Here is a 21,028-nt window from a genome sequence, read left to right as displayed (position 1 = left end):
TAGGTTTTGCGCAATAAAGCGTCTGATCTTGCCCGGGTCGAAGCCCTTTGAAATCGTCGAGATGGACCGGATGACAACGCTGTCCGCCGAAGGAGTCACAATGTCGCGCACTTCGTTCAATCAGGACTGGACCGTCCGGCCGAAGGTCAGCATCTTCAGTCAGCTCAACGACGACCCGGATGCACGGACGCCGGTGACACTCCCCCACGATGCGATGCTCGCGCTCCCCCGCGATCCCGGCCTGTCCGAGGGGTCGGGCTACTTCCCCGGTGGAGTGGTCGAGTACCGCAAGCTCTTCTCCGTCCCCGAGGAGTGGCGTCGCCGCCGCATCACGCTCGAGCTGCAGGGCGTCTACCGTGACGCCGTCGTGCTGGTCAACGGCGCGTTCGCCGCCCAGCGGCCGAACGGCTACTCCGTCTTCCAGGTCCCGCTGGACGCCTTCCTCCGCTACGGCGCCGAGAACGAGATCGTCGTCGAGGCCCGCGCCCACCAGGACTCCCGCTGGTACTCGGGGCTCGGCATCCACCGCGACACCGTCCTCGCCGTCACGGACCTCGCGCACCTCGCCGCGGACAGCATCAGGATCACCACACCTGAGACCGACGACGATCAGGCCGTCGTGTCCCTCGCCGCCACCGTGCAGAACGAAGACGTCGTCACACGGTCGCTGACACTGCGCTCCTCCGTTCTCGACGCGAGCGGGAGGGAGGTCGCGACCGCGTCGTCCCCGGTCACCGTGCAACCCGGCGACTCCGCGATCGCACGGGAGAGAATGTACGTGGCGCATCCGCTCCTATGGGGCGTCGAGCACGCGAACCTCTACCGTGCCGTCACCGAGCTCTGGGACGGCGACGCACTCATCGACTCCATCGAGACCCCGTTCGGCATCCGCACCCTCAGCCTCGACCCGGTCCGCGGCCTGCGCATCAACGGCGAGACCGTGAAGCTGCGCGGAGCCTGCATCCATCACGACAACGGCCTCCTCGGCGCGGCCGCGATCGGCCGGGCGGAGGAGCGCCGGATGGAGATCCTCAAGGGGGCCGGCTTCAACGCGATCCGGGCGTCCCACAATCCCCTGAGCATCACGATGATCGAGGCCTGCGACCGCCTCGGCATGCTCGTGATCGACGAGACCTTCGACATGTGGACGACGGCGAAGAACGCGTTCGACTACTCCCTGGCGTTTCCCGAGTGGTGGGAGCGCGATGTCGAATCGCTCGTCGCCAAGGACTTCAACCACCCGAGCGTCATCGTCTACTCGATCGGGAACGAGGTGCTCGACGCCGGCAACCCGCACGGCGCGCGCTGGGGACGCGCCCTCGCCGAGAAGGTCCGCGCGCTGGATCCGACGAGGTACACGACGAACGCCGTCAGCGGTTTCGTCGGGACGATCACCCAGCTCCTCCCCGAGCTGAAGAAGCGCGCCGGAGATCTGCGCGGCAAGATCGGCGTGAACGACCTCCTCGGCGAGATGCACCACCTGTTCGACGAGATCAGCCTCTCGGAGCAGGTCACCGACCTGACCGAGGAGTCCCACTCCGTCGTCGACGTCGTCGGCCACAACTACGCGCACAGCCGCTACCGCGCCGACCTCGCGCGCTTCCCCGACCGGGTGGTCGTCGGCTCCGAGACGCTCGCGAACGAGATCGACGAGCTGTGGGCCCTCGTCACCGAGAACCCCCACGTGATCGGCGACTTCACTTGGACTGGCTGGGACTACCTCGGTGAGGCGGGCATCGGCGGCACGCGCTTCGACGACGAGGCGTACTCCCCGTACCCCTGGCTGACCGCGTGGAGTGGCGACATCGACATCACGGGCTACCGTCGACCCGCGTCCTACTACCGCGAGATCGTCTTCGGGCTCCGCGACGAGCCTTACATCGCGGTCGACCGACCCCGCGGGTACGGGCGCACACCGCAGCGTCTCGGCTGGGCTTGGACCGACTCGCTCTCGACGTGGGATCTGGAGGTGCCCGACGGAACGCCGGTCCCCCTCGAGGTCTACAGCGCGGCGGACGAGATCGAGCTGCTGCTCGACGGCCGTCCGGTCGGCCGTGCTGCCGTCGGCCCCGCACACCGCTTCCGAGCAGCCTTCGAGGTCCCGTACGAGCGAGGAGAGCTGAGCGCCGTCGCCTTCGTCGACGGAGCGGAGGCCGGCCGAACGGTGCTCCGATCCCCCCGAGGTCCGCTCGCTCTGACCGCGCAGGCGGACCGCTCGAGCATCCGCGCCGACGACACCGACCTCGCCTTCATCGCCATCGAGCTGCAGGACGCATCAGGTGTCCTGTCGACCTCGGCCGGGGCCAGCGTGCACGTCGACGTCGAGGGGCCGGGCGTGCTGCAGGGTCTCGGCAGCGCGAACCCGGTGACGGAGGAGGGCTTCCTCGCCGAGAGCGCGAGCACGTTCGAGGGCCGCGCGCTCGCGATCATCCGACCGACCGGCGCTGGGGTGCTCCGCATCACCGTGAGTGCAGACGGATTCGAGGACGTCCGGCTCGACGTGCAGACCGGCTGAGGATTCGGGCAAGGCTCTCCGGGCCTCGAGAGGACTCGGTGGTCTTTTGCGCAACACCGCCGGGCTCGAGTGAGCATCGTGCAAGGCTGAAGCAGGGCACCTGTCCCGCCCGGTTCCGTCCCGGAGACGTCACGACTTTCCGGAAGAGGCATTCACATGTCTGGAACGACCGCGTCCCGCGCGCCCGCCGAGCGGGTCCCCGCTACTCTGATCGTCCTTCTCGGACTCCTCGCCGTTCTCGGTCCGCTCACGATCGACCTCTACCTCCCGGCCTTCCCCGAGATGCAGGACGACCTCGCGACGTCACCCTCGCAGGTGCAGCTCACGCTCACCGCCGCGACGATCGGCTTCGCGCTCGGTCAGCTCGTCGTCGGACCCTGGAGCGATGCGGTCGGTCGGCGTCGCCCGCTGCTCGTCGCCACGTCGGCGCACGTGCTGGCGAGCATCGCCATCATCGCCGCGCCCGACATCACCTGGGTGCTGATCCTCCGCGTCGTCCAGGGAGCCGGCGCGGCGGGTGGCGGCGTCGTGGCGACGGCGATGATCCGTGACGTGGCCGAGGGACGACAGCTCATCCGCGGACTCGCTCGGATCGCGCTCTTCACAGGGATCGCTCCGATCGCCGCACCGTTCGTCGGCGCGCAGCTGATGAGCGTGACGGACTGGCGCGGCATCTTCACGGTCGTCGCGGTCTACGGAGCCGCAATGGTCCTGCTCTGCGTGGCCCGGCTGCCCGAGACCCTCCCGCAGGACCGAAGGACCGAACGATCGACCACGCGGGCGGTCTGGCACGGCTATCGGACACTGCTGAGGAACCGGCGATTCGTCGGCGTCGCTCTCATCGGCGGGCTGATGGTGTCATCGGTGTTCGCCTACCTGTCCAGCTCCTCGTTCCTCTTCCAAGAGGAGTACCGACTGTCGCCGCAGAGCTACGGAGCGATCTCCGCGGTGAACGCGGTCGCGTTCGTCGTCGGCACCCAGTTCGCAGCGTTCTTCGCCCAGAGGTACTCCCCGGTCCGAGTGCTGTGGTGCATCCTCCCCCTGATGGCGACCTCCGGACTCCTCCTCAGTCTCGTCTCGATCGGCTCGACGGGAGTGGCGCCCCTGGTCGGCGTGATGATCGTGTTCTTCACCCTTGCGGGCGGCTGCGGTCCTTGCTTGGGCGCTATCGCTCTCGCCGATCAGGCGGAACGGGCAGGGACGGCGGCGGCACTCCTCGGTGCGGCGAACTTCGGTCTCGCCGGTATCGCGTCTCCGATCGTCGGTGCGCTCGGACTGACGAGCGCAGTGCCCCTCGGGCTGGTGATCGCCTCCGCGATGACCCTCGCCACGGTTCTGCTCGGCGCGCTCGTGAGTCGCAGTCCCGTGAGGACGACTGCGCAGCCGTGACCATGCGACAGCGCGATCGGTCGGGGCATCGAGCTGCCGCGCTCTCGCGGCGGCCTTAGCCTCCGCCGATTCCTCCCTCTCCTTCGCTCCTGGGCCGATCGCCGACATCCGCATAGCGGAGCGCTCCTGCTCAGTCTCGGGCGTCGGTCGGGTACTAGGACATTCGGCTCGATGTGGAGGCCGGGTCCGTCGGCGAAGGATCGGTGCTCCGACAGCGCAGAAGTGTGACCGGGATCGTCCGCCGTCGGCGCTCGGCTGCGGACGATCCCGAACATCTCACTCGAGGATGAGCCTGATCGCCATCCACGGTCGCGCAGGCAGCGGAACCCGGACCGTCCCCCCATGACGTCCCTCAACGGGCGTCGCGGTGCAGTTCCAGGTGTCGAGGACGTCGATCCGCGCAGTCGAGCCGTCGGGGATCTGAACATCGCGGAAGAGGGGACGGCGGTCAGCGAAGTAGATGAGCACGTACTGCTTCGCCACTCCCCCGCGGACGGCGTCGAAGTCGGAGGACAGCGGTTCCAGGCGCCCTGTCGGCGACTCGGCCACGACCTGCTCCAAGAAGCGCAGCTTGCCCGGCACAGCGCCCGTCAACGTCCCGCCCTTGGCCCAGAAGATCACGTGGTCGTCGCGGTAGAAGGTCTCGCCGTGCGTCAGGTAGCCGCCGCGGAGGGTGCCCAGCCAGTGCCGGGACAGCGCTGCTTCGGCGGTGAGGTTGCCCCAGCCCTGGTCGAGATCGCCCTCGTAGCCGAACTCGTCGATCACCACCGGCTTGCCCCAGCGGTGGCGCCACTTGTCGACGTTCGCCGCCGTCGAGTCCCCGTTCTGGATGCTGGCGTGCGTCGCCCACGGCACCGAGTAGTCGAAGATCTCGACCCAGTTGTGGATGGACAGCGGATGCCCGACGGGGTCGTTCGCCTGGACGAGGCCGGCGAGGCGGTCCCAGTCCACCGCGGTCTTTCCGAGGAGCAGGTCGTACTCGTTCGCCATCGACCACCACACATTCGGGAAGGCGGAGAGGCGTCGAACGACGTAGGAGATGTAGCGGTCGTCCGCCGCGCGCCCGAGATCGGCGAAGCCCCAGCGGTCGTAGGGGTGGAACAGGATCAGGTCGGCCTGGATCCCGAGCTCGTCGAGCTGGCGGATCCTCTTCTCGAGGTGACGGAAGTAGTCGAGGTCGAAGCGGGTCGTGTCCCACGTCCCGTCACCAGCCCGCTCGAAGACGAACTCCTCCGGCTCGTTCTCGTTGTAGAGGAACGACTTCGGTAAGAGCCCCATCCGCAGCTTCGTGAAGGGCGTACCCGCGAGCGAGTTCAGCGTCTCCTCCTGGAGCCGCTGATCCTGGTGGGTCCAGGCGTAGGCCGTCGTACCGACGGGGCGGTAAGGCGTGCCGTCCGCGTGCTCGAAGTGGAAAGTGTCGGCGACGCGGACCGGCCCGTGCTCGTGTCCGGTCGCGACCTCGATCTCGCCCTGCACGCCGTCGAGCGATCGCGCCGTCGAGGAGGTCTCGAACGTCCACACGCCGGCGGCCGGTGCGAGGAAGCGGAGCACGTACCGGTCATCGCCGTCGTAGAAGCCGCCGACCCGAATCTCGGAAGTGCCGCTGCGGAAGACGGCAGTGAGCTCGACGTCGACGAACGGATTCCCGATGCGGGGCCCGGAGAGAACGACGTCGAACGGCGCATCGGTCGATGCCGTCGCCGGCAGATCGACCAGGGCCGAGCCTCGGCGGACGGACGGCCCCTCGAGATCCGGATCCGCAGAGATCGCCGGAGGCTCAGGCCGCCTCACCGTCGGGTCGGTGATCGTCGAAACGAGGGCGATGACCTCTTCCGCGAGCTCCTCCTCGACGCCGAGGGCGGCGCGCACGGTCGTTCCCAGAGGGAAGTCGGCGCCGATCTCGACCCATGGGGAGGTGAGGAAGTGCGGAGCAATGTGCGTGATGGCGGCACGCGCCTCCTCCGAGGCGAGGACATCGGTGAGGCGCGATCGGGCGCTGAAGACGGGCATAAGGACCTCTCTTGTCGACGCTGCGCGGCGCGAGGAGGTGACAGTCCTCGTCCACCAGCTCTCCCATGGTCCTGTTCTCGTCCCGCCTTTTCCTACAGCGCACCGACTTTTGCGCAACGCGTGGTCGTCATTGTGGCGGCTTCTCCGTCTGGTCAGAGGACTCCGGGAGAGACAGGACCTCCCAGCGAGGTTGTCAGCGTCGACCCTCTCACGATGAGCTCGGTCGGCAGCTCGATGCGCTCGTGATGCTGCTCGTTCCGCTCGCGCAGCTCGCGGATTCGCTCGACCGCGCGCGCGGCCATGGCGCGGAGAGGCTGACGGACGGACGTCAGGGGTGGCGACACCAGCGAGGCGCGCGGTTCGTCGTTGAAGCCGACGACGCCGATGTCCTCGGGGATGCGGCGCCCCAGGCGCCTGGCCACCTCGTAGACGACGAGCGCCATCTCGTCATTGCAGGCGAAGACGCCCACCGGATCTCGGTGCGACGCGAAGGCACGCATCAGCTCCTCCGTCACGGTGGCGTTGCTCCAGTCCGAATTCAGGTGCTCCACCCGCGCGCCCGGTCGATGCTCGGCAAGGGCCGCCCGGAAGCCCTCCTCCCGTGCTCGGCCGAACCGGTACTGAGGAACGCCGGACACGATCACGAAGTGGTCGGCGCCTGTCCTCGCGAGATGCGCGCCGGCGTCGTACCCGCCCTGCCGATCCGTGGTGCCGACGCTGGGCAGTTCACCCTCGGGATCCGATCGGGGGTCGAGGAGGAGGACCGGGATCCGCAGACCCTGCAGCTCAGCCAGCTGCCGAGCGGTCGGTCGGATGATGCCGACGATCACCCCTGAAGGACGTCTCGTCGCTACGCGCGTCGGCCAATCCTCGGCAGGATTCTCACGCTCGAGCGTGAGCACCAGATCGAAGTTGAGGCGGAAGGCCGCGTCGCGGGCGCCGGAGGTGACGGCTGTCGTCCAGGCGTCATCGAAGCTGCCGAGGACCAGCTCGATCAGATGAGGATCCAGGGTCCGGGGCCGGCCTCGCCCTCGCTCCCTGCGCAGATATCCCAAAGAGTCGGCAGCGTCCGCCACTCGCTCGCGCGTGGCACGGGAGAGATCGCCGCGCCCGGCGAGAGCGCGGGAGGCGGTCGCGACCGACACTCCCGACGCGGTGGCGACGTCTTTCAGTGTCGGTTCGGTCGACTCCATGCCCGCCTCCTCGGCTTCATTGCGCAATAAGCATCGTCTCTCCTCACGAAGAGGCGCGAACGGAATTGCGCAATAAAGAGACCGTACATTGATCAGGTGAAAACCCCCACTTAGTCTCCTGACGCGGCCTGATCGGACAGCACAGATCTCGACCGCCCGGCTGAAGAGCCGAGATCCCTCACAACAAAGGAGTTGCAATGCGATCGACCCGACGCCGCGCGGCGATGGCGCTGGCACTGCCCACCGCCGCAGTCCTCGCCCTCTCGGCCTGCGCCCCCGGTGGAGGAACGACCGCCTCCTCGGGCGGCGACGACACCCTCACCCTCGGCATGACGGCGGACATCCCCGGCCTCAGCGTCCTCATCCAGCCCTCCTACCAGGGCTGGTTCGCCGACGCCGCATGGGACGCCCTGCTCATCTGCGACGAGTTCGGCAAGCCTTCCGCGCAGCTGGCCGAGGAGTGGGAGTACAACGACGACCAGTCGTCCGCGACACTGAAGCTCCGCGAGGGCGTGAAGTTCTCCGACGGCACCGACTTCGACGCTGCAGACGTCGAGGCGAGCCTCACCGCTGTTGGCGAGGTGAACGCTCGATTCGAGGGCCTCACGTTCGACAGCCCCGACGCGAACACCATCACCATCACCTTCCCCCAGCCCATCCCGACGCTCGACCTCATCATGTGCGAGGCGAACATCACTTCATCCGAGGCGATCGAGGGCGGCAACCTGGACAACGAGGTCGTAGGCTCCGGCCCCTACCTCTACCAGCCCGGCGACAGCACCGTCGGCTCCACCTACACGCTGACGCAGAACCCCGACTACTGGGACTCCGAGACCTACCCCTACGACAGGCTCGTCCTCAAGGTCTTCACGAACGAGACCGCGGCACTCAACGCTCTGAAGACGGACCAGATCAACGGCACCCTCGTGTCCGCTGCGACAGTCGATGAGGCGAAGACCTCGGGCCAGGACATCGTCACCCTCCGAGGCGTGACCACCCGCCTGCTCCTGACCGACCACAACGGCGAGAAGATCCCCGCGCTCGGTGACGTCCGTGTGCGCCAGGCGATGAACATGGTCTTCGACCGCGACTCCATCGCCGAGCAGCTCTACCGCGGCTACGCCGACCCGGCGTACCAGATCTTCCGTCCCGGTAGCGACGCCTACCTCGAGGACCTGACGACCGACCCTTACCCGTACGACGTCGAGAAGGCCAAGGCGCTCATGGCCGAGGCCGGCTACGCCGACGGTTTCACGCTGCAGATCCCGTTCCTCGAGGGTCAGAACCACGACCTGCTCTTCCCCTACATCACCGCGCAGCTCGCTGAGCTGAACATCACCGTCGAGCAGGCGAACCTGTCCGGGCCCGACGCGATCACCAACCTCCTCAGCGGCGACTACCCCGTCCCGCTCTGGCAGCTCGGCAACTACGGCGAGTCGCTCCAGGACATCAAGGACTACGTCCTCCCCGACGGCATCTGGAACGTCTCGCACCAGACCGACTCGACCATCGACGGCCTCTGGCAGCAGATCCTCACGGGCACCCCCGAGGAGAGGGTCGCCGCCGAGCAGGAGATCAACCAGTACATCATCGACCAGGCCTGGTTCGTGCCGATGGCGTACCCGGACGGCTTCTACGCGCACAGCCCCAGCGTCGAGGTCCCGACCGTCTCCGACTTCTCGGCGCTGCACCCCCTGCTGCGCGACTTCCAGTAACCGACGTCGACGGGCCCCACCATGCTTCTCTCCCTCGTCAAAAGCCTCGTCCGAGCGCTCGCGGTGCTGCTCCTCGTGAGCTTCGCCACCTTCAGCCTGATGTTCAGCAACGGCACCGGCATCGCCCGATCCGTGCTCGGGCTGAACGCCTCGGATGAGCAGGTGCAGGCGGAAGTGGCACGGCTGGGGCTCGATCGACCGCTGGTCGTCCAGTACCTCGACTGGCTCTCCGGAGCCGTCAGGGGTGACCTCGGGTCCTCCTATCTCACCGGGCAGTCGGTGACGGATGCGCTCTCGTCTCGAGTCCCCGTGACGCTCTCGCTCATCATCGCCACCCTTCTCATCACCACCGTCATCAGCGTGCTCCTCGGCGTGACGGCGGCGCTCTACGGAGGATGGATCGACCGCCTGGTCCAGTTCATCTCCGTTCTCGGCGCCGCCGTCCCGCCGTTCATCGTGGCGATCGGCCTCGTCTTCGCCTTCGCGATCGCCGTGCCCTACTTCCCCGCCACCGGATACATCAAGGCGACGGACAGCGTGCAGGGGTGGATCTGGGCGCTCACTCTCCCCGTTCTCGCCCTCATCGTCGGCAGCGTGGCGAACGCCGCCGCGCAGTTCCGCGGAGCCGTCGCCGACACCCTGTCCCGCGACTTCGTGCGGACGCTCCGCGCTCGCGGCATCCCGGAGTCGCAGCTCGTCTTCCGCCACGTCCTGCGCAACGCCGCCGGGCCCGGACTCGTCGCCCTCGGTCTCCTCACGCTGGGCCTGTTCGGCGGCACCCTGTTCATCGAGGAGGTCTTCGCGCTACCCGGCGTCGGTCAGCTCGCCAACCTCTCCGCTCAGGCGGGGGACGTGCCGATGGTGATGGGAACGGTCATCGTCGTGATCGTCCTCGTGCTCGTCGTCAACTTCCTCACCGACCTCGCCAGTGCCGCCCTTAACCCGAAAGCGCGGATCCGATGACCATCGACCAGCACGGGGTGGATCCGGTCGCCGACGGAACCGCAGCTCTCGTCTCGCCGCGGCGCCGCTCGACCTTCGGATCCCTGCTCCGCAACCCGCTCGCCGCGATCAGCCTCGTCTTCCTCCTGCTCGTCGTCGTCGTCGGCCTCGCCAGCGCGTGGATCGCGCCGTTCGCTCCCAACGCGACCGACCTGGCATCGACGAACGCGGCTCCCTTCACCGCGGGGCACCCTTTCGGCGCCGACGCCTCCGGGCGCGACATCCTCTCGCGCCTGATGTGGGGCACGCAGCAGACCATCATCGCCTGCGTCCTCGTCCTCGGCGTCTCGCTCCTGCTCGGACTCACCTTCGGGCTGATCGCCGGCTACTACCGCGGAAAGGCCGAGGCGATCATCAACTTCGTCTCGGACGTGGTCCAGTCCCTGCCCGGCATCGTCATGCTGATCGCGCTGTACGCACTGACAGGACCGAACATCCCCGCCGCCATGACCGTCTTCGGCGTCATCGTCGCCCCCTCGTTCTACCGGCTGGTGCGCTCGGTCGTCGTCTCGGTGCGGTCCGAGCTCTACATCGACGCGGCGAAGGTCGTCGGCCTCTCGGACTTCCGCATCGTGGGTCGACACGTCCTCTCCGCGGTCCGCGCTCCCGTGATCGTGCAGAGCTCCTTCGTCCTCGCCACCGCGATCGCGATCCTCGCCGGCGTCGACTTCCTCGGCCTCGGCGATCCATCGCAGCCCTCCTGGGGTCGGATCCTGCAGGAGGCGTTCAACAACATCTACACGAACCCGGCGAACGTCCTCTGGCCGGCCCTGCTGATCAGCGCGTCGATCCTGGCGCTCGTCCTGCTCGGGAACGGCCTCCGCGACACCCTCCAGGCCTCCAACCGCAGTGCCGCGCTCAAGCCCGCCCGGCGCAAGGCGCTGCTCCGCTCCGCGCACGACGAGCGCGTCGCGGGCGCGAACGATCTGACACCTCGACGCGACGACATCCTGACGATCCGCGACCTCCGAGTCGGATACCCCCGGTCGTCGCAGGACGTGACGGAGGTCGTGCACGGCGTCGACTTCGATCTGCGCAGCGGCGAGATCCACGGACTGGTCGGCGAATCCGGCTCCGGGAAGTCCCAGATCGCGTTCTCCATCCTCGGCATCCTCCCCCGCGAAGCGGTCGTCCTCGGCGGCAGCGTCTTCTTCGAGGGCAAGGACCTGCTCGCCGACAAGGCACGCCTGCGGAAGGTCCGCGGTCGGAGCATCGCGTACATCCCGCAGGAGCCGATGTCGAACCTCGACCCGTCCTTCACCGTCGGAGCCCAGCTCGTCTACGGCCTTCGCGCGGCCACCGGTGCCTCGAAGAAGGAGGCACGGGAGCAGCTGTCCGCACTCTTGAAGCGAGTGGGGATCACGGACGCGGAACGCGTCATGAAGCTCTACCCGCACGAGATCTCCGGCGGCATGGCTCAGCGCGTCCTCATCTGCGGCGCCGTCGCCTCCGACCCCCAGCTGATCATCGCGGACGAGCCGACCACCGCCCTGGATGTCACCGTCCAGGCAGAGGTGCTCGAGCTCCTGCGCGAACTGAGCACAGAACGAGGACTCGCCATGATCATCGTCACCCACAACCTCGGCGTCGTCGCCGACATCTGCGACACCGTCAGCGTGATGCGGGAGGGTCGCATCGTCGAGACGGGCACCGTCGACGAGCTCTTCGCCGCCCCGCAGAACCCCTACACCCAGGACCTTCTCGCCTCCTCCCGTCAGGTCGAGCTCCTGGAGGTGTCCGATGACTGAGCCCCTGCTGCGCATCACCGATCTGGTCGTCCGATACGGCGGCAAGCGCGGTGGGAAGACCGTCATCGAGGACGTCTCGCTCGACCTCGCGCCCGGAGAGACCGTGAGCCTCGTCGGCGAATCCGGATCGGGGAAGACGACGATCGGCCGCGCCATCCTCGGACTCGCCCCCGTCACCGGCGGCTCGATCGAGTTCCGCGGCCAGCGGATCGACTCGCTCTCGCGATCGCGTCGGCGCGTCGTCGCCAAGGACATCCAGGTCATCTTCCAGGACCCCTACTCCTCTCTGAATCCCTCGATGACCATCGAGAGCATCCTGGTCGAGCCGCTCCGCGCTGCCGGCGCCGCCACCGGACGCTCTCGCGTCCGCGTGCTGCTGGACGCCGTCGGACTCCCCGACGACGCCGCCGGACGGTACCCGCGAGAGTTCTCCGGCGGCCAGCGCCAGCGCGTCGCGATCGCCCGCGCTCTCGCCATGGAACCTGCGGTGATCGTCTGCGACGAGCCGACCAGCGCCCTGGACGTGACCACGCAGGCCCGCGTCCTCGCGCTGCTCAAGGCTCTGCAGCAGGACACCGGAGTCGCCTACCTCTTCATCAGTCACGACCTGGGCGTCGTGCACTCCATCAGCGACCGCATCGCCGTCCTCAACGGCGGACGCATCGTGGAGCTCGGCGACGCCCATCAGGTAGCGACGTCTCCCCAGCACCCGTACACACGACGGCTGCAGATGGCGGCTCCCGTCGCCGACCCACCGCGACAGCGCGCGCGTCGACAAGCCCGTCTGGACGCGCTCGCCGCCCAGGTCCCCGCGGACGGCACGACCTCCACCTGAGTGGAGCCGTGAGCCACCGCCTCATCTCGTCAGGATCCCGATGGCTCATTCAGCCGCCCCCACCGCTCCCCGCCTCGACCACCGCACCGACACCGGCGACGTTCTCGGACTCGCCGGCCGGACGCCCGCGCTGTCCTGGACCGTGCCCTCAGCCGACCTCGACTACACGCAGCTCCGCTACGAGATCGAGATCGCACGTCAGAGCGGGACGCGCAGATTCACTGTCGACGCGGCGGATCAAGTGCTCGTCCCGTGGCCGGACGAGCCCCTCGTCTCCCGCGAGAGGATCGCCGTCCGTGTGCGCGTCGCCCACGACGAGTGGAGCGGATGGAGCGAGCCGACCACCGCGGAGGCGGGACTCTTCGACGAGTCCGACTGGACGGCGCGCTTCATCAGCCCGGTCGGCAGGGGTGGACTCCGCCAGGCCGCTCCCGAGCTGCGCGGGATCATCGCGGTACCCGCAGGAGTGGTCAGCGCGCGCTTCTACGCGACAGCGCACGGCGTCTACTCGGCGCGGGTGAACGGCCGGCCGGTGGACGACAGCGTCCTCGCCCCCGGATGGACCGCCTACCAGCACCGTCTGCGCTACCAGGTGTACGACGTCACGGACCTCGTCGTCGAAGGGGCGAACTCCCTCGAGGTCGTCCTCGGCAACGGCTGGTGGCGCGGACGCTTCGGCTTCCTCGGCGAACGGGCCATCTACGGCGACCGTCTCGCCCTCCTCGCTCAGCTCGAGGTGACGACCGCCGACGGATCCGTCCACGTCCTCGACACGGACGAGCGGTGGACCGCGCGCTCCACCGGCATCCTCTCCGACGACATCTACGACGGGCAGACCACCGACCTCCGCATCGACGACTCCGCTCCGTTCGATGGAGCAGTCGAGCAGGTGGAGTCCGATCTCACCCGGCTCGTCGGAGCCGACGGTCCGCCGATGCGCGAGACCGAGGAGATCGGCGCTGTCTCGGTCTGGACGACGGCCGGCGGCTCGACCCTCGTGGACTTCGGGCAGAACGTGGTGGGCTGGGTGCGGATCGCGGCCAGGAGCGGTCGTTCCGGCGACGAGGTGGTCGTCCGACACGCGGAGGTCCTCGAAGCGGGCGAGCTCGGAACCGGACCGCTGCGCAGCGCGAAGGCGACGGACACCTACTTCTTGAGCGGCGACTCCTCGGAGATCCTCGAGCCGTCCCTCACCTTCCACGGGTTCCGCTACGCCGAGATCACCGGCCTGCGCGACATCCGGGCGGAGGACGTCCACGCCGTCGTCATCGGCACCGACCTGCGGAGGACAGGCTGGTTCGACTCCTCCGACCCGGTGCTGAACCGCCTCCACGAGAACGTGGTCTGGGGGATGCGCGGCAACTTCCTCGACGTGCCGACCGACTGCCCGCAGCGGGACGAACGGCTCGGCTGGACCGGGGACATCCAGGCCTTCGCTCCGACAGCGACGTTCCTCTTCGACAGCGCCGGATTCCTCACCTCGTGGCTCGCCGACCTCGCCGCCGAGCAGGCGCCGGACGGGAGCGTTCCGCACGTCGTCCCGGACATCCTGAGGACCGCGCTGACCTCCGCCCCCGCGGCCGCCTGGGGGGATGGCGCGACGGTGGTCCCTTGGGTCCTCTGGCGGCGCACCGGGGACACCGGCATCCTGCGACGTCAGTACGCCAGCATGCGTGCCTGGGTCGACAAGGTGGCGAGCCTCGCCGGCGACGATCTCATCTGGCGCGGCGGATTCCAGTACGGCGACTGGCTCGACCCGACAGCACCTCACGACGACGCAGCGGAGGCGAAGGCCGACCCCGATGTCGTCGCGACCGCGTACCTCGCGCGCTCCGCCCGCCTGGTCGCCGACACCGCACGAGAAATCGGTCGTCCGGACGACGCGACCCGCTACGGAGCTCTCGCGGACGCCGTCCGCGAGGCGTTCTGCCGCGAATTCGTCACCCCGGCCGGCCGCATCCTCTCCGATGCCCAGACCGTGTACGCGCTCGCTCTCGAGTGGGATCTCCTCCCCGCCCGGAGCCGGGCTGCGGCCGGTGACCGCCTCGCCGACCTCGTTCGGATGGGCGCGTTCCGGATCGCCACCGGCTTCGTCGGCACCCCGTTGATCACCGACGCACTGGCGAACGCCGGCCACCCGGATCTCGCTCACCGCTTGCTCCGGCAGACGAAGGCGCCGTCCTGGCTGTACCCCATCACGATGGGAGCGACCACCGTCTGGGAGCGCTGGGACAGCCTCCTGCCGGACGGGACCATCAACCCCAGCGGCATGACCTCGTTCAACCACTACGCCCTCGGCAGCGTCATCGACTGGATGCACCGCCGCCTCGCGGGCCTCGCTCCACGCGAGCCCGGCTACCGCCTCATCGAGGTGAAGCCGCTCCAGCCGGCTCATCTCGATCGAGCGTCGACGCGTCACCTCACCCCGTACGGCGAGGCGGCCGTCGGCTGGCGCAGGCAGGACGGCACCCTGACCCTCGACGTGACCGTTCCGGTCGGTGCGAGCGCGGAAGTGACGCTGCCCGGTGAGGCGTCCCCACTGATCGTGCGGCACGGGCACCACAGCTGGACGGTCCTCGACGTGCAGCGGAGCCGGACGGTGCCGCGTACCGTTCGCGATCTCATCGACGACTCCGAGAGCTGGACGGAATTCGAGGCCACGGTGCTCCGCGCGGGACTCGCTCCCAGCGACGTCCGCCTCGCCCGCCTCCTCGGCCCCTTCCTGGACCGACCTGTCGAGGACCTCCTCGCGGCGGTCTGGACGAAGGGGTGGCCCTCGCCGGCAGCGCTCGAGGCCCTCGCCGATGTCCTCGCCCCCCTGCTCTCGCCGAACAGCTCCCCCGCCCTGACGACGACCTCCGGAGATTCACGATGAGCGCGATCGAGCACCTCGCACGGAGCACCTCCCCCGGAATGCAGGCCGACGAAGACGCGGACACTGAGCCGGCGTCCCCGGATGATCTCGCGAGCAGCGCGGTGAGACCGATCATCCCGGGGTTCTACCCCGACCCGACGATCTGCCGGAAGGGTGAGGACTACTACCTCGCCACGTCGAGCTTCGAGTACTTCCCGGGCGCCCCGATCTTCCACAGCCGCGACCTCGTCGCCTGGGAGCAGATCGGCAACATCCTGACCTCGAGGAACCAGTTCCGCCGCGGGACGACCGGGCCCTCCACCGGGATCTACGGCTCGACCCTCCGCTACCACGGCGGACGCTTCTGGTTCATCACGACGAATGTCAGTGATTTCGAGGCCGGTCAGGTGATCGTGCACGCCGTGGACCCCGCCGGACCGTGGAGTGACCCGATCTTCGTCCCCGAGGCGCAGGGCATCGACCCCGATTTGTGCTGGGACGACGACGGGCAGTGCTATCTCACTTGGCACCTGCTCGACTTCACCGTCGGTGGGCAGGGGATCCGCCAGGCGCCCATCGACCTGGAGACCGGGTCCTTCCTCGAGCCCGACTACCCGATCTGGCAGGGCAGCGGCATGCAAGCCGCGGAGGGTCCCCATCTTCACCGCATCGGCTCGTACTGGTACCTGCTGCTCGCGGAGGGCGGCACCGAGCGAGGGCACAGCGTCACCGTCGCGCGAGGCACCTCCCCACGCGGCCCCTTCGAGGGCGACCCCCGCAATCCCGTGTTCACCCACCGCAGCAGCTCGCACCCCGTGCAGAACGTCGGCCACGCCGACCTCGTACCGACGCCGACACGAGAGTGGGCCGCGGTCTACCTCGGAGCCCGGCCACGCGGATCGACACCCGGATTCCATGTCCTCGGCCGCGAGACCTTCCTCGCGGGCATCGACTGGGTCGACGATTGGCCCGTCTTCGACGAGGGCCGCTTCCGCATTCCCGCGGCCGAGACGGCCTTCCTTGACGAGTTCACGACCGAGGTGCTCGACCCGCGCTGGGTGGTTCCCGGCGGCGAGCCCGACTCCCTCGTCGTCGCCACCGCCACCGGACTCGCCTTCCGCAGCAGCGGTGAGGCGGCCGACTACCTCTGCTGCCGGGTCCGCGACTTCTCCTGGCGGGCCGAGGCGAGCGTCACGGTCGGCGGTTCGTTCGGCCTCCGGCTGGACGACCGGCACTGGTGCGGAATCGTCCTCGAAGACGGTTCCGTCCGAGCGGTCGTCCGAATCGGCGACGTCCGGCACGAGACGGCGGCCGTCCGTGTCGCAGCCGGCGACGTCGTCCTCGTTGTGGAGACCGCTCGACCGGAGACTCCTCCTGTGCCTTTCGGCTACGCCGGTCCTGACGACGTGGTGCTCTCGGTGCGCTCCGACGGAGTGTCGACCGAGATCGCGCGACTCGATGGCCGCTACTTCTCCACGGAGGTCGCCGCCGGGTTCACTGGCCGCACCCTCGCCCTCGGCTCCCGCTCTCGTGAGGGGCGCATCGGATCAGTCTCGTACCGCCCGACCACGGATCAGGAGGCAGCCGCGCGATGACGACGCTCGGCCCCTCGAGCCCGAGCTGGCACACGACGACGGGCGCTCCGCCTCGGGGCGAGTGCGCCGACGCCTTCCGAGCGCCTCCGACGGAAGGAGACCACCGATGTCCCAGCCGGAGAAGCTCAGCCCCGAGGACAGGGCACGCGAGCTGCTCGGCAGGATGACTCTCGAGGAGAAGGCGCAGCAGCTGACGTCCCTTCCTCCTCACGGTCTGATGCATGTCGATTCGAGGTGCTCACGCCCGAGATCGCGACCGACGGCGATCTGTCCGCCCGGACGACAGTCATGAACACCGGTACACGCACCGGGACCGAAGTGGTGCAGTTCTACGCGAGGCACCGCGTGCGAGGAGTGACCCGTTGATCCGGTGGGCAGAGCTGCTGGTCGGCTGTGTGACGACGACGCGCAGCTTGGCGAAGCTGACGCCGCACGCCGTGCGGGCCGTCGCTCAGGACGATCTCCTCGAGACCGGGAGCGGTAGCGATCGACCAGAAGCCCCCCGTGAGGAGCGCTGCCTTCTGTTCAGGGGTGAGGGATGCGGTGCTGGACAGGGGGACTTCTGAGATCGTGGCGAAGTGGTGGGATGAGCGGCTCAGCGCGGGTCGTCGACGCGCCACTCGTCGCGCCACTCGATCACCGGGTACTCGCCGTCGAAGCGGATCGGCAGCCAGACGTAGTCGGCGATCGCCGTGTTCTCGCCTCGGCCCGCGGCCATGATCGCCCCCATCCGCGCGCGGTCCTCGGGTGACGCCTCCTGTGGTGCGGCCGGCGCCTCGGTCGCGTCGCCTCCGAGCGTCATCGCGGCGACGGACTTGTACACGTTCGGCATGTCGTCGGGCAGCTGAGGGAGCCAGCGGTCGGCGAGGGCGATGTACAGGTCGTCGATCCTCGGGTGCCGGAAGACCGAGGTGATCTGCGAGCGGAACGAGGTGCGCGACGCGTCCGACGGGTGGGTGTCGCCGAGAACGGTCCACGGCCCGTGGAAGTCGGGCGCCCCGGCGGTCTCGGAGAAGTTGGGGAAGTACCCGGTCGTCCCCGAGGTGATCAGGTAGTGCCGACCGTTTCGCTCGAAGTGCGCCGGCGCCTCCCGGGTGAAGGGCGGACCGGGGTGCGGGAAGTGACTGGTGTACTCGCCCCTGACGTCGGTGTAGTCGTCGGTCAGCTCGGCGCAGATCAGCTCGGTGTGCACCTTCTCGAAGTAGTAGTACGCCTTCTTCGTGGCGGGATCGACGACCAGGTCGAAGTCGCCCGCATCCATGCCGAACGGGCGGAGCCCCTCTCGGACGATCTCGTACGGGCCGAGGAAGGAGTCTGCCGTCAGGATCACGGAGGACTGGGTCTTCGACTCCTCGTCCATCACCTTGATCCAGCAGACGTACGTCGCCGTCTTCTCGTTGAAGAGGATGTGCGGCCGGTCGGCTCCCTTCGACGGGTGCAGCGGCGAGTCGGGGTCGTCGAGGACCGGTGGGACGATCAGGCCGCGGTCCTCCCAGTTGTAGAGGTCGGTCGAGGAGTAGGCGCGCATGCCCCAGTGCCAGATCCCACCGCCGGGAACGGTCCTCTCCTTGTTCTCGCCGTACCAGTAGTAGACGCCGTCCTCGTAGTGGATCGAGCCGCCGTGGGCCTGGATCCGCTCGCCGTTCGTGTCGAGCCAGACCCGGCCGGGGTGGAAGGCGTCGTGGCTACTCATCGGGTCGCTCCTGTCTCGAGGACCGCGAGCAGGTCGCGTTCCATCGCGTCGGCGTTCTGCGGAAGGCGCGAGGCGAGCATCCCGAGCGGGAACTCGCCCAGGTGGCTGCCCGCCGCCTCGACGGGGACGCCGGGGAAGTAGGCGCGCATCACGTCGAGGACCGCCTGCCAGATCGCCTCGTGCTTCATCACGTCCTTGATCGGCGACTCGAGCGAGAGGACCGCCTCCTCACCGAAGCCCGCGGGCAGCGGGTAGCGCCAGGAGTGGGCGCCCGGCCCGACTTCGACGCTCACGGCCTCGGGGTGCAGCGGCGGCACGACGGTCGCGGTCGCACCGTCGGGGACGACGACGTCGAACAGCATCTCGCCGTCGACGGCGCGCCAGTGCGACTCCGCGCGCCCGAGCACGGTGTCGTGCACGGCCCGCGCCGAGGTCAGGTCGCCGCCGGGCCGCGGTGCGATGCTCAGCGTCCGCCACCCCGCGGAGGTGCGGGTGAGCCCGCCGATCACGCGATGCATCCAGTCGGCGACCGCTCCGAGGGCGTAGTGGTTGAGCGAGGTCATGCCGGTCGCGTTGATCGTCCCGTCCGGGAGGACGGAGTCCCAGCGCTCCCAGATCGTCGTCGCGCCCATGGTCACGGGATAGAGGAACGAGGGGCTCGTCGTCTGCAGCAGCAGCTCGTACGCCTCCTCGAGGTGCCCTGTGCTGCTGAGTGCGTCGGTGATCAGCGGAGTACCCGCGAACCCGGTCGAGATCGTGAAGCCCGACTGCGCGACGATCTCGGCGAGCTTCGCGCCCGCCTTCGCCTTCTGCGGCTCGTCGAGCAGGTCGAACATGATCGGCAGCGCGTAGCCGGTCGCGGACTCGCTGACGACCCGTCCGGACTCGGTGACGAACTCGCGCCGGAAGGCCGCCCGCACGCGCCGCGCGAGGTCGGCGAAGTGGTCGGCGTCGGCGCCCTCGCCGAGGAGTCGCGCGGTCTCGGCCATCTCGCGCGTGGTCCTGTACAGGTACGCGCAGGCGACGAGGTAGCGGTCGGTCTTGCCGCCCGCCGGGTTGTCGGCCGGAGCGTCGGGGTCGAGCCAGTCGCCGAACTGGAACCCGCTCCCCCACAGATCGTTCTCGTCGAGCGCGGCCTCGGCCTCCCTGATGAACGCCGTCATCGAGGGGTAGGCGTCGCGGAGGATCCCGAGCTCGCCGTACTCCTGGTACAGCGCCCACGGCAGGCTCACGGCGACGTCGCTCCAGAGCGCGGTCGCGGAGGAGCCCGTCGGCAGCACGTCGGGAACGGTCCACGGGACGGTCCCCGTGTCGGCCTGCTCGACCGCGAGGTCCCGCAGCCACGAACCGAGCACTCCGCGGACGTCGTAGAGGAAGGTCGCCGTCGGCGCGAAGGCGTTCAGATCACCGGTCCAGCCCAGGCGCTCGTCGCGCTGCGGGCAGTCGGTCGGCACCCCGACGAAGTTGTCGCGCATCGACCAGACGGTGTTCTCGTGCAGCCTGGTCACGAGCGGGTTCGAGGTCTCGAACCAGCCGGTCGCTGTGCACGACGACGGCCCGCAGCGCGTCCGCCCGCAGCTCGCCCGGCCAGCCGTCGACCTCGGCGTAGCGGAAGCCGTGGAACGTGAAGCGCGGCTCCCACGTCTCCGGCCCGCCGCCGCGGAGGGTGTAGCGGTCGGTCGCGGCGGCGCTGCGCAGCGTCTCGGTCTCGAGCTCGCCGTCGGGGGTGAGCAGCTCGGCGTGACGGAGGGTGATCGTCGCGCCGGCCTCGCCGGAGACCGTCAGGCGCACCCGGCCCGAGATGTTCTGCCCGAAGTCGACGATCGCGCGGCCCGAGGGGCTGGTCGTGATGGCGACGGGCGCGAGCTCCTCGATGCGGAGGATCGGCGGAGTGTCGTCGACCGTGATCGTCGCGAGGTCCCACGGCACCTCGACGGCCGACTCCCACGCCGAGTCGTCGAATCCCGGCTCCGACCAGCCGAGCGGTTCTGCCCGTGCGTCGTACGCCTCGCCCGCGTAGATCCCGGAGGAGAGCACCGCGCCCGTGCCGACGCGCACCCGGTCGTCGGTGCCGATCACCTCGGTGCGATCGTCGTAGGTCAGTTCGAGCCGGGCGTAGAGCGCCGGCCGGTCGGCGTAGTTGTGCCGGTTGTTCTCCCAGGTCAGCGCACCGACCGCCCAGCCCTCCCCGACGATCGCGCCGATCGCGTTCTCCCCCGCGACGAGCACGTCGGTCACGTCGTGGCGTCGGGCCACCACGCGGTGCCGGTACGAGGTCCATCCGGGAGCGAGCACCTCGTCGCCGAGGCGCGCGCCGTTGACGTACGCCTCGACGACGCCCAGCGCGGTGACGACGAGCTCGGCGCGGCGGAGCCCGTCGCCGACGGGGAAGGACCGACGGAAGTACGTCGCGGGGTCGCCCTCCTGAGCCGGGCGGTCGGCCCCGACGAAGGCAGCGGTGGCGGCGTGCGTGGTCATG

13 protein-coding genes are annotated in these 21,028 nt (G+C 69.0%); 8 read left to right on the top strand and 5 right to left on the bottom strand.

What is annotated here, in order from left to right; genetic code table 11:
* Positions 1 to 100: 100 nt before the first annotated feature.
* Positions 101 to 2,515, top strand: coding sequence for a glycoside hydrolase family 2 TIM barrel-domain containing protein (locus B9Y99_RS11515; protein ID WP_085476743.1), 2,415 nt, complete (start codon positions 101 to 103; stop codon positions 2,513 to 2,515).
* Between the two features lie 156 nt (positions 2,516 to 2,671).
* Positions 2,672 to 3,904, top strand: a complete 1,233-nt coding sequence (locus B9Y99_RS11510) for a multidrug effflux MFS transporter (protein ID WP_085476742.1) — start codon at positions 2,672 to 2,674, stop codon at positions 3,902 to 3,904.
* Positions 3,905 to 4,180: 276 nt separating this feature from the next.
* Here B9Y99_RS11510 and B9Y99_RS11505 read toward each other — a convergent pair whose 3' ends face one another.
* Positions 4,181 to 5,914: a DUF5605 domain-containing protein gene (locus tag B9Y99_RS11505; RefSeq protein ID WP_085476741.1), complete on the bottom strand. Its 1,734-nt coding sequence runs from the start codon at positions 5,912 to 5,914 to the stop codon at positions 4,181 to 4,183.
* A gap of 152 nt (positions 5,915 to 6,066) precedes the next feature.
* Positions 6,067 to 7,107 carry a LacI family DNA-binding transcriptional regulator gene (locus B9Y99_RS11500; protein WP_085476740.1) on the bottom strand — a complete coding sequence of 347 codons (1,041 nt, stop codon included), beginning with the start codon at positions 7,105 to 7,107 and terminating at the stop codon, positions 6,067 to 6,069.
* A gap of 197 nt (positions 7,108 to 7,304) precedes the next feature.
* Here B9Y99_RS11500 and B9Y99_RS11495 point away from each other — a divergent pair, with 197 nt between their 5' ends.
* From B9Y99_RS11495 to B9Y99_RS11470, 6 genes are all read left to right on the top strand, one after another.
* Positions 7,305 to 8,822 (top strand): ABC transporter substrate-binding protein, encoded by a 1,518-nt coding sequence (locus B9Y99_RS11495; RefSeq protein WP_085476739.1) that lies wholly within the window; start codon positions 7,305 to 7,307, stop codon positions 8,820 to 8,822.
* 21 nt (positions 8,823 to 8,843) lie between these two features.
* A complete protein-coding gene (locus B9Y99_RS11490; RefSeq protein WP_085476738.1) occupies positions 8,844 to 9,785 on the top strand; it encodes an ABC transporter permease in 942 nt (313 codons plus the stop codon).
* The gene (locus B9Y99_RS11485) at positions 9,782 to 11,572 is read left to right on the top strand and encodes a dipeptide/oligopeptide/nickel ABC transporter permease/ATP-binding protein (protein WP_085476737.1); all 1,791 of its coding nucleotides are present in this window, start codon (positions 9,782 to 9,784) and stop codon (positions 11,570 to 11,572) included. Before B9Y99_RS11490 ends, B9Y99_RS11485 begins: the two co-directional genes overlap by 4 nt.
* Entirely contained in the window at positions 11,565 to 12,407 is an 843-nt protein-coding gene (locus tag B9Y99_RS11480; protein WP_085476736.1) for an ABC transporter ATP-binding protein, read from the top strand. The genes B9Y99_RS11485 and B9Y99_RS11480 overlap by 8 nt, the downstream gene beginning before the upstream one ends.
* Before the next feature lie 40 nt (positions 12,408 to 12,447).
* The gene (locus B9Y99_RS11475) at positions 12,448 to 15,282 is read left to right on the top strand and encodes an alpha-L-rhamnosidase (protein ID WP_085476735.1); all 2,835 of its coding nucleotides are present in this window, start codon (positions 12,448 to 12,450) and stop codon (positions 15,280 to 15,282) included.
* A gap of 101 nt (positions 15,283 to 15,383) precedes the next feature.
* A complete protein-coding gene (locus tag B9Y99_RS11470; RefSeq protein ID WP_244274884.1) occupies positions 15,384 to 16,856 on the top strand; it encodes a glycoside hydrolase family 43 protein in 1,473 nt (490 codons plus the stop codon).
* A 595-nt stretch (positions 16,857 to 17,451) separates the two neighbouring features.
* On the opposite strand, the gene B9Y99_RS11465 is transcribed toward B9Y99_RS11470, so the two are convergent.
* Genes B9Y99_RS11465 through B9Y99_RS19240 form a run of 3 tightly spaced genes read right to left on the bottom strand, consistent with a single transcriptional unit; the run spans position 17,452 to position 21,027 of the window.
* Entirely contained in the window at positions 17,452 to 18,549 is a 1,098-nt protein-coding gene (locus B9Y99_RS11465; protein WP_085476734.1) for a family 43 glycosylhydrolase, read from the bottom strand.
* The gene (locus tag B9Y99_RS19245; RefSeq protein ID WP_244274883.1) at positions 18,546 to 20,057 is read right to left on the bottom strand and encodes an alpha-L-rhamnosidase-related protein; all 1,512 of its coding nucleotides are present in this window, start codon (positions 20,055 to 20,057) and stop codon (positions 18,546 to 18,548) included. Before B9Y99_RS19245 ends, B9Y99_RS11465 begins: the two co-directional genes overlap by 4 nt.
* Positions 19,954 to 21,027: a family 78 glycoside hydrolase catalytic domain gene (locus B9Y99_RS19240; RefSeq protein ID WP_244274882.1), complete on the bottom strand. Its 1,074-nt coding sequence runs from the start codon at positions 21,025 to 21,027 to the stop codon at positions 19,954 to 19,956. The genes B9Y99_RS19245 and B9Y99_RS19240 overlap by 104 nt, the downstream gene beginning before the upstream one ends.
* Between the last annotated feature and the right edge of the window lies 1 nt (position 21,028).

It is taken from the genome of Rathayibacter oskolensis (assembly GCF_900177245.1).
Taxonomy (GTDB): Bacteria; Actinomycetota; Actinomycetes; order Actinomycetales; family Microbacteriaceae; genus Rathayibacter; species Rathayibacter oskolensis.
The sequence above is the reverse complement of the archived record's forward strand: the minus strand, read 5'-3'. Positions and strand labels throughout refer to the sequence as shown.

Coding starts and splice junctions, on each gene's coding strand:
- B9Y99_RS11515 (WP_085476743.1), top strand. CDS start 101: ATGTCGCGCACTTCGTTCAATCAGGACTGGACCGTCCGGCCGAAGGTC.
- B9Y99_RS11465 (WP_085476734.1), bottom strand. CDS start 18,549: ATGAGTAGCCACGACGCCTTCCACCCCGGCCGGGTCTGGCTCGACACG.
- B9Y99_RS11495 (WP_085476739.1), top strand. CDS start 7,305: ATGCGATCGACCCGACGCCGCGCGGCGATGGCGCTGGCACTGCCCACC.
- B9Y99_RS11475 (WP_085476735.1), top strand. CDS start 12,448: ATGGCTCATTCAGCCGCCCCCACCGCTCCCCGCCTCGACCACCGCACC.
- B9Y99_RS19240 (WP_244274882.1), bottom strand. CDS start 21,027: ATGACCACGCACGCCGCCACCGCTGCCTTCGTCGGGGCCGACCGCCCG.
- B9Y99_RS11500 (WP_085476740.1), bottom strand. CDS start 7,107: ATGGAGTCGACCGAACCGACACTGAAAGACGTCGCCACCGCGTCGGGA.
- B9Y99_RS11510 (WP_085476742.1), top strand. CDS start 2,672: ATGTCTGGAACGACCGCGTCCCGCGCGCCCGCCGAGCGGGTCCCCGCT.
- B9Y99_RS11490 (WP_085476738.1), top strand. CDS start 8,844: ATGCTTCTCTCCCTCGTCAAAAGCCTCGTCCGAGCGCTCGCGGTGCTG.
- B9Y99_RS11505 (WP_085476741.1), bottom strand. CDS start 5,914: ATGCCCGTCTTCAGCGCCCGATCGCGCCTCACCGATGTCCTCGCCTCG.
- B9Y99_RS11480 (WP_085476736.1), top strand. CDS start 11,565: ATGACTGAGCCCCTGCTGCGCATCACCGATCTGGTCGTCCGATACGGC.
- B9Y99_RS11485 (WP_085476737.1), top strand. CDS start 9,782: ATGACCATCGACCAGCACGGGGTGGATCCGGTCGCCGACGGAACCGCA.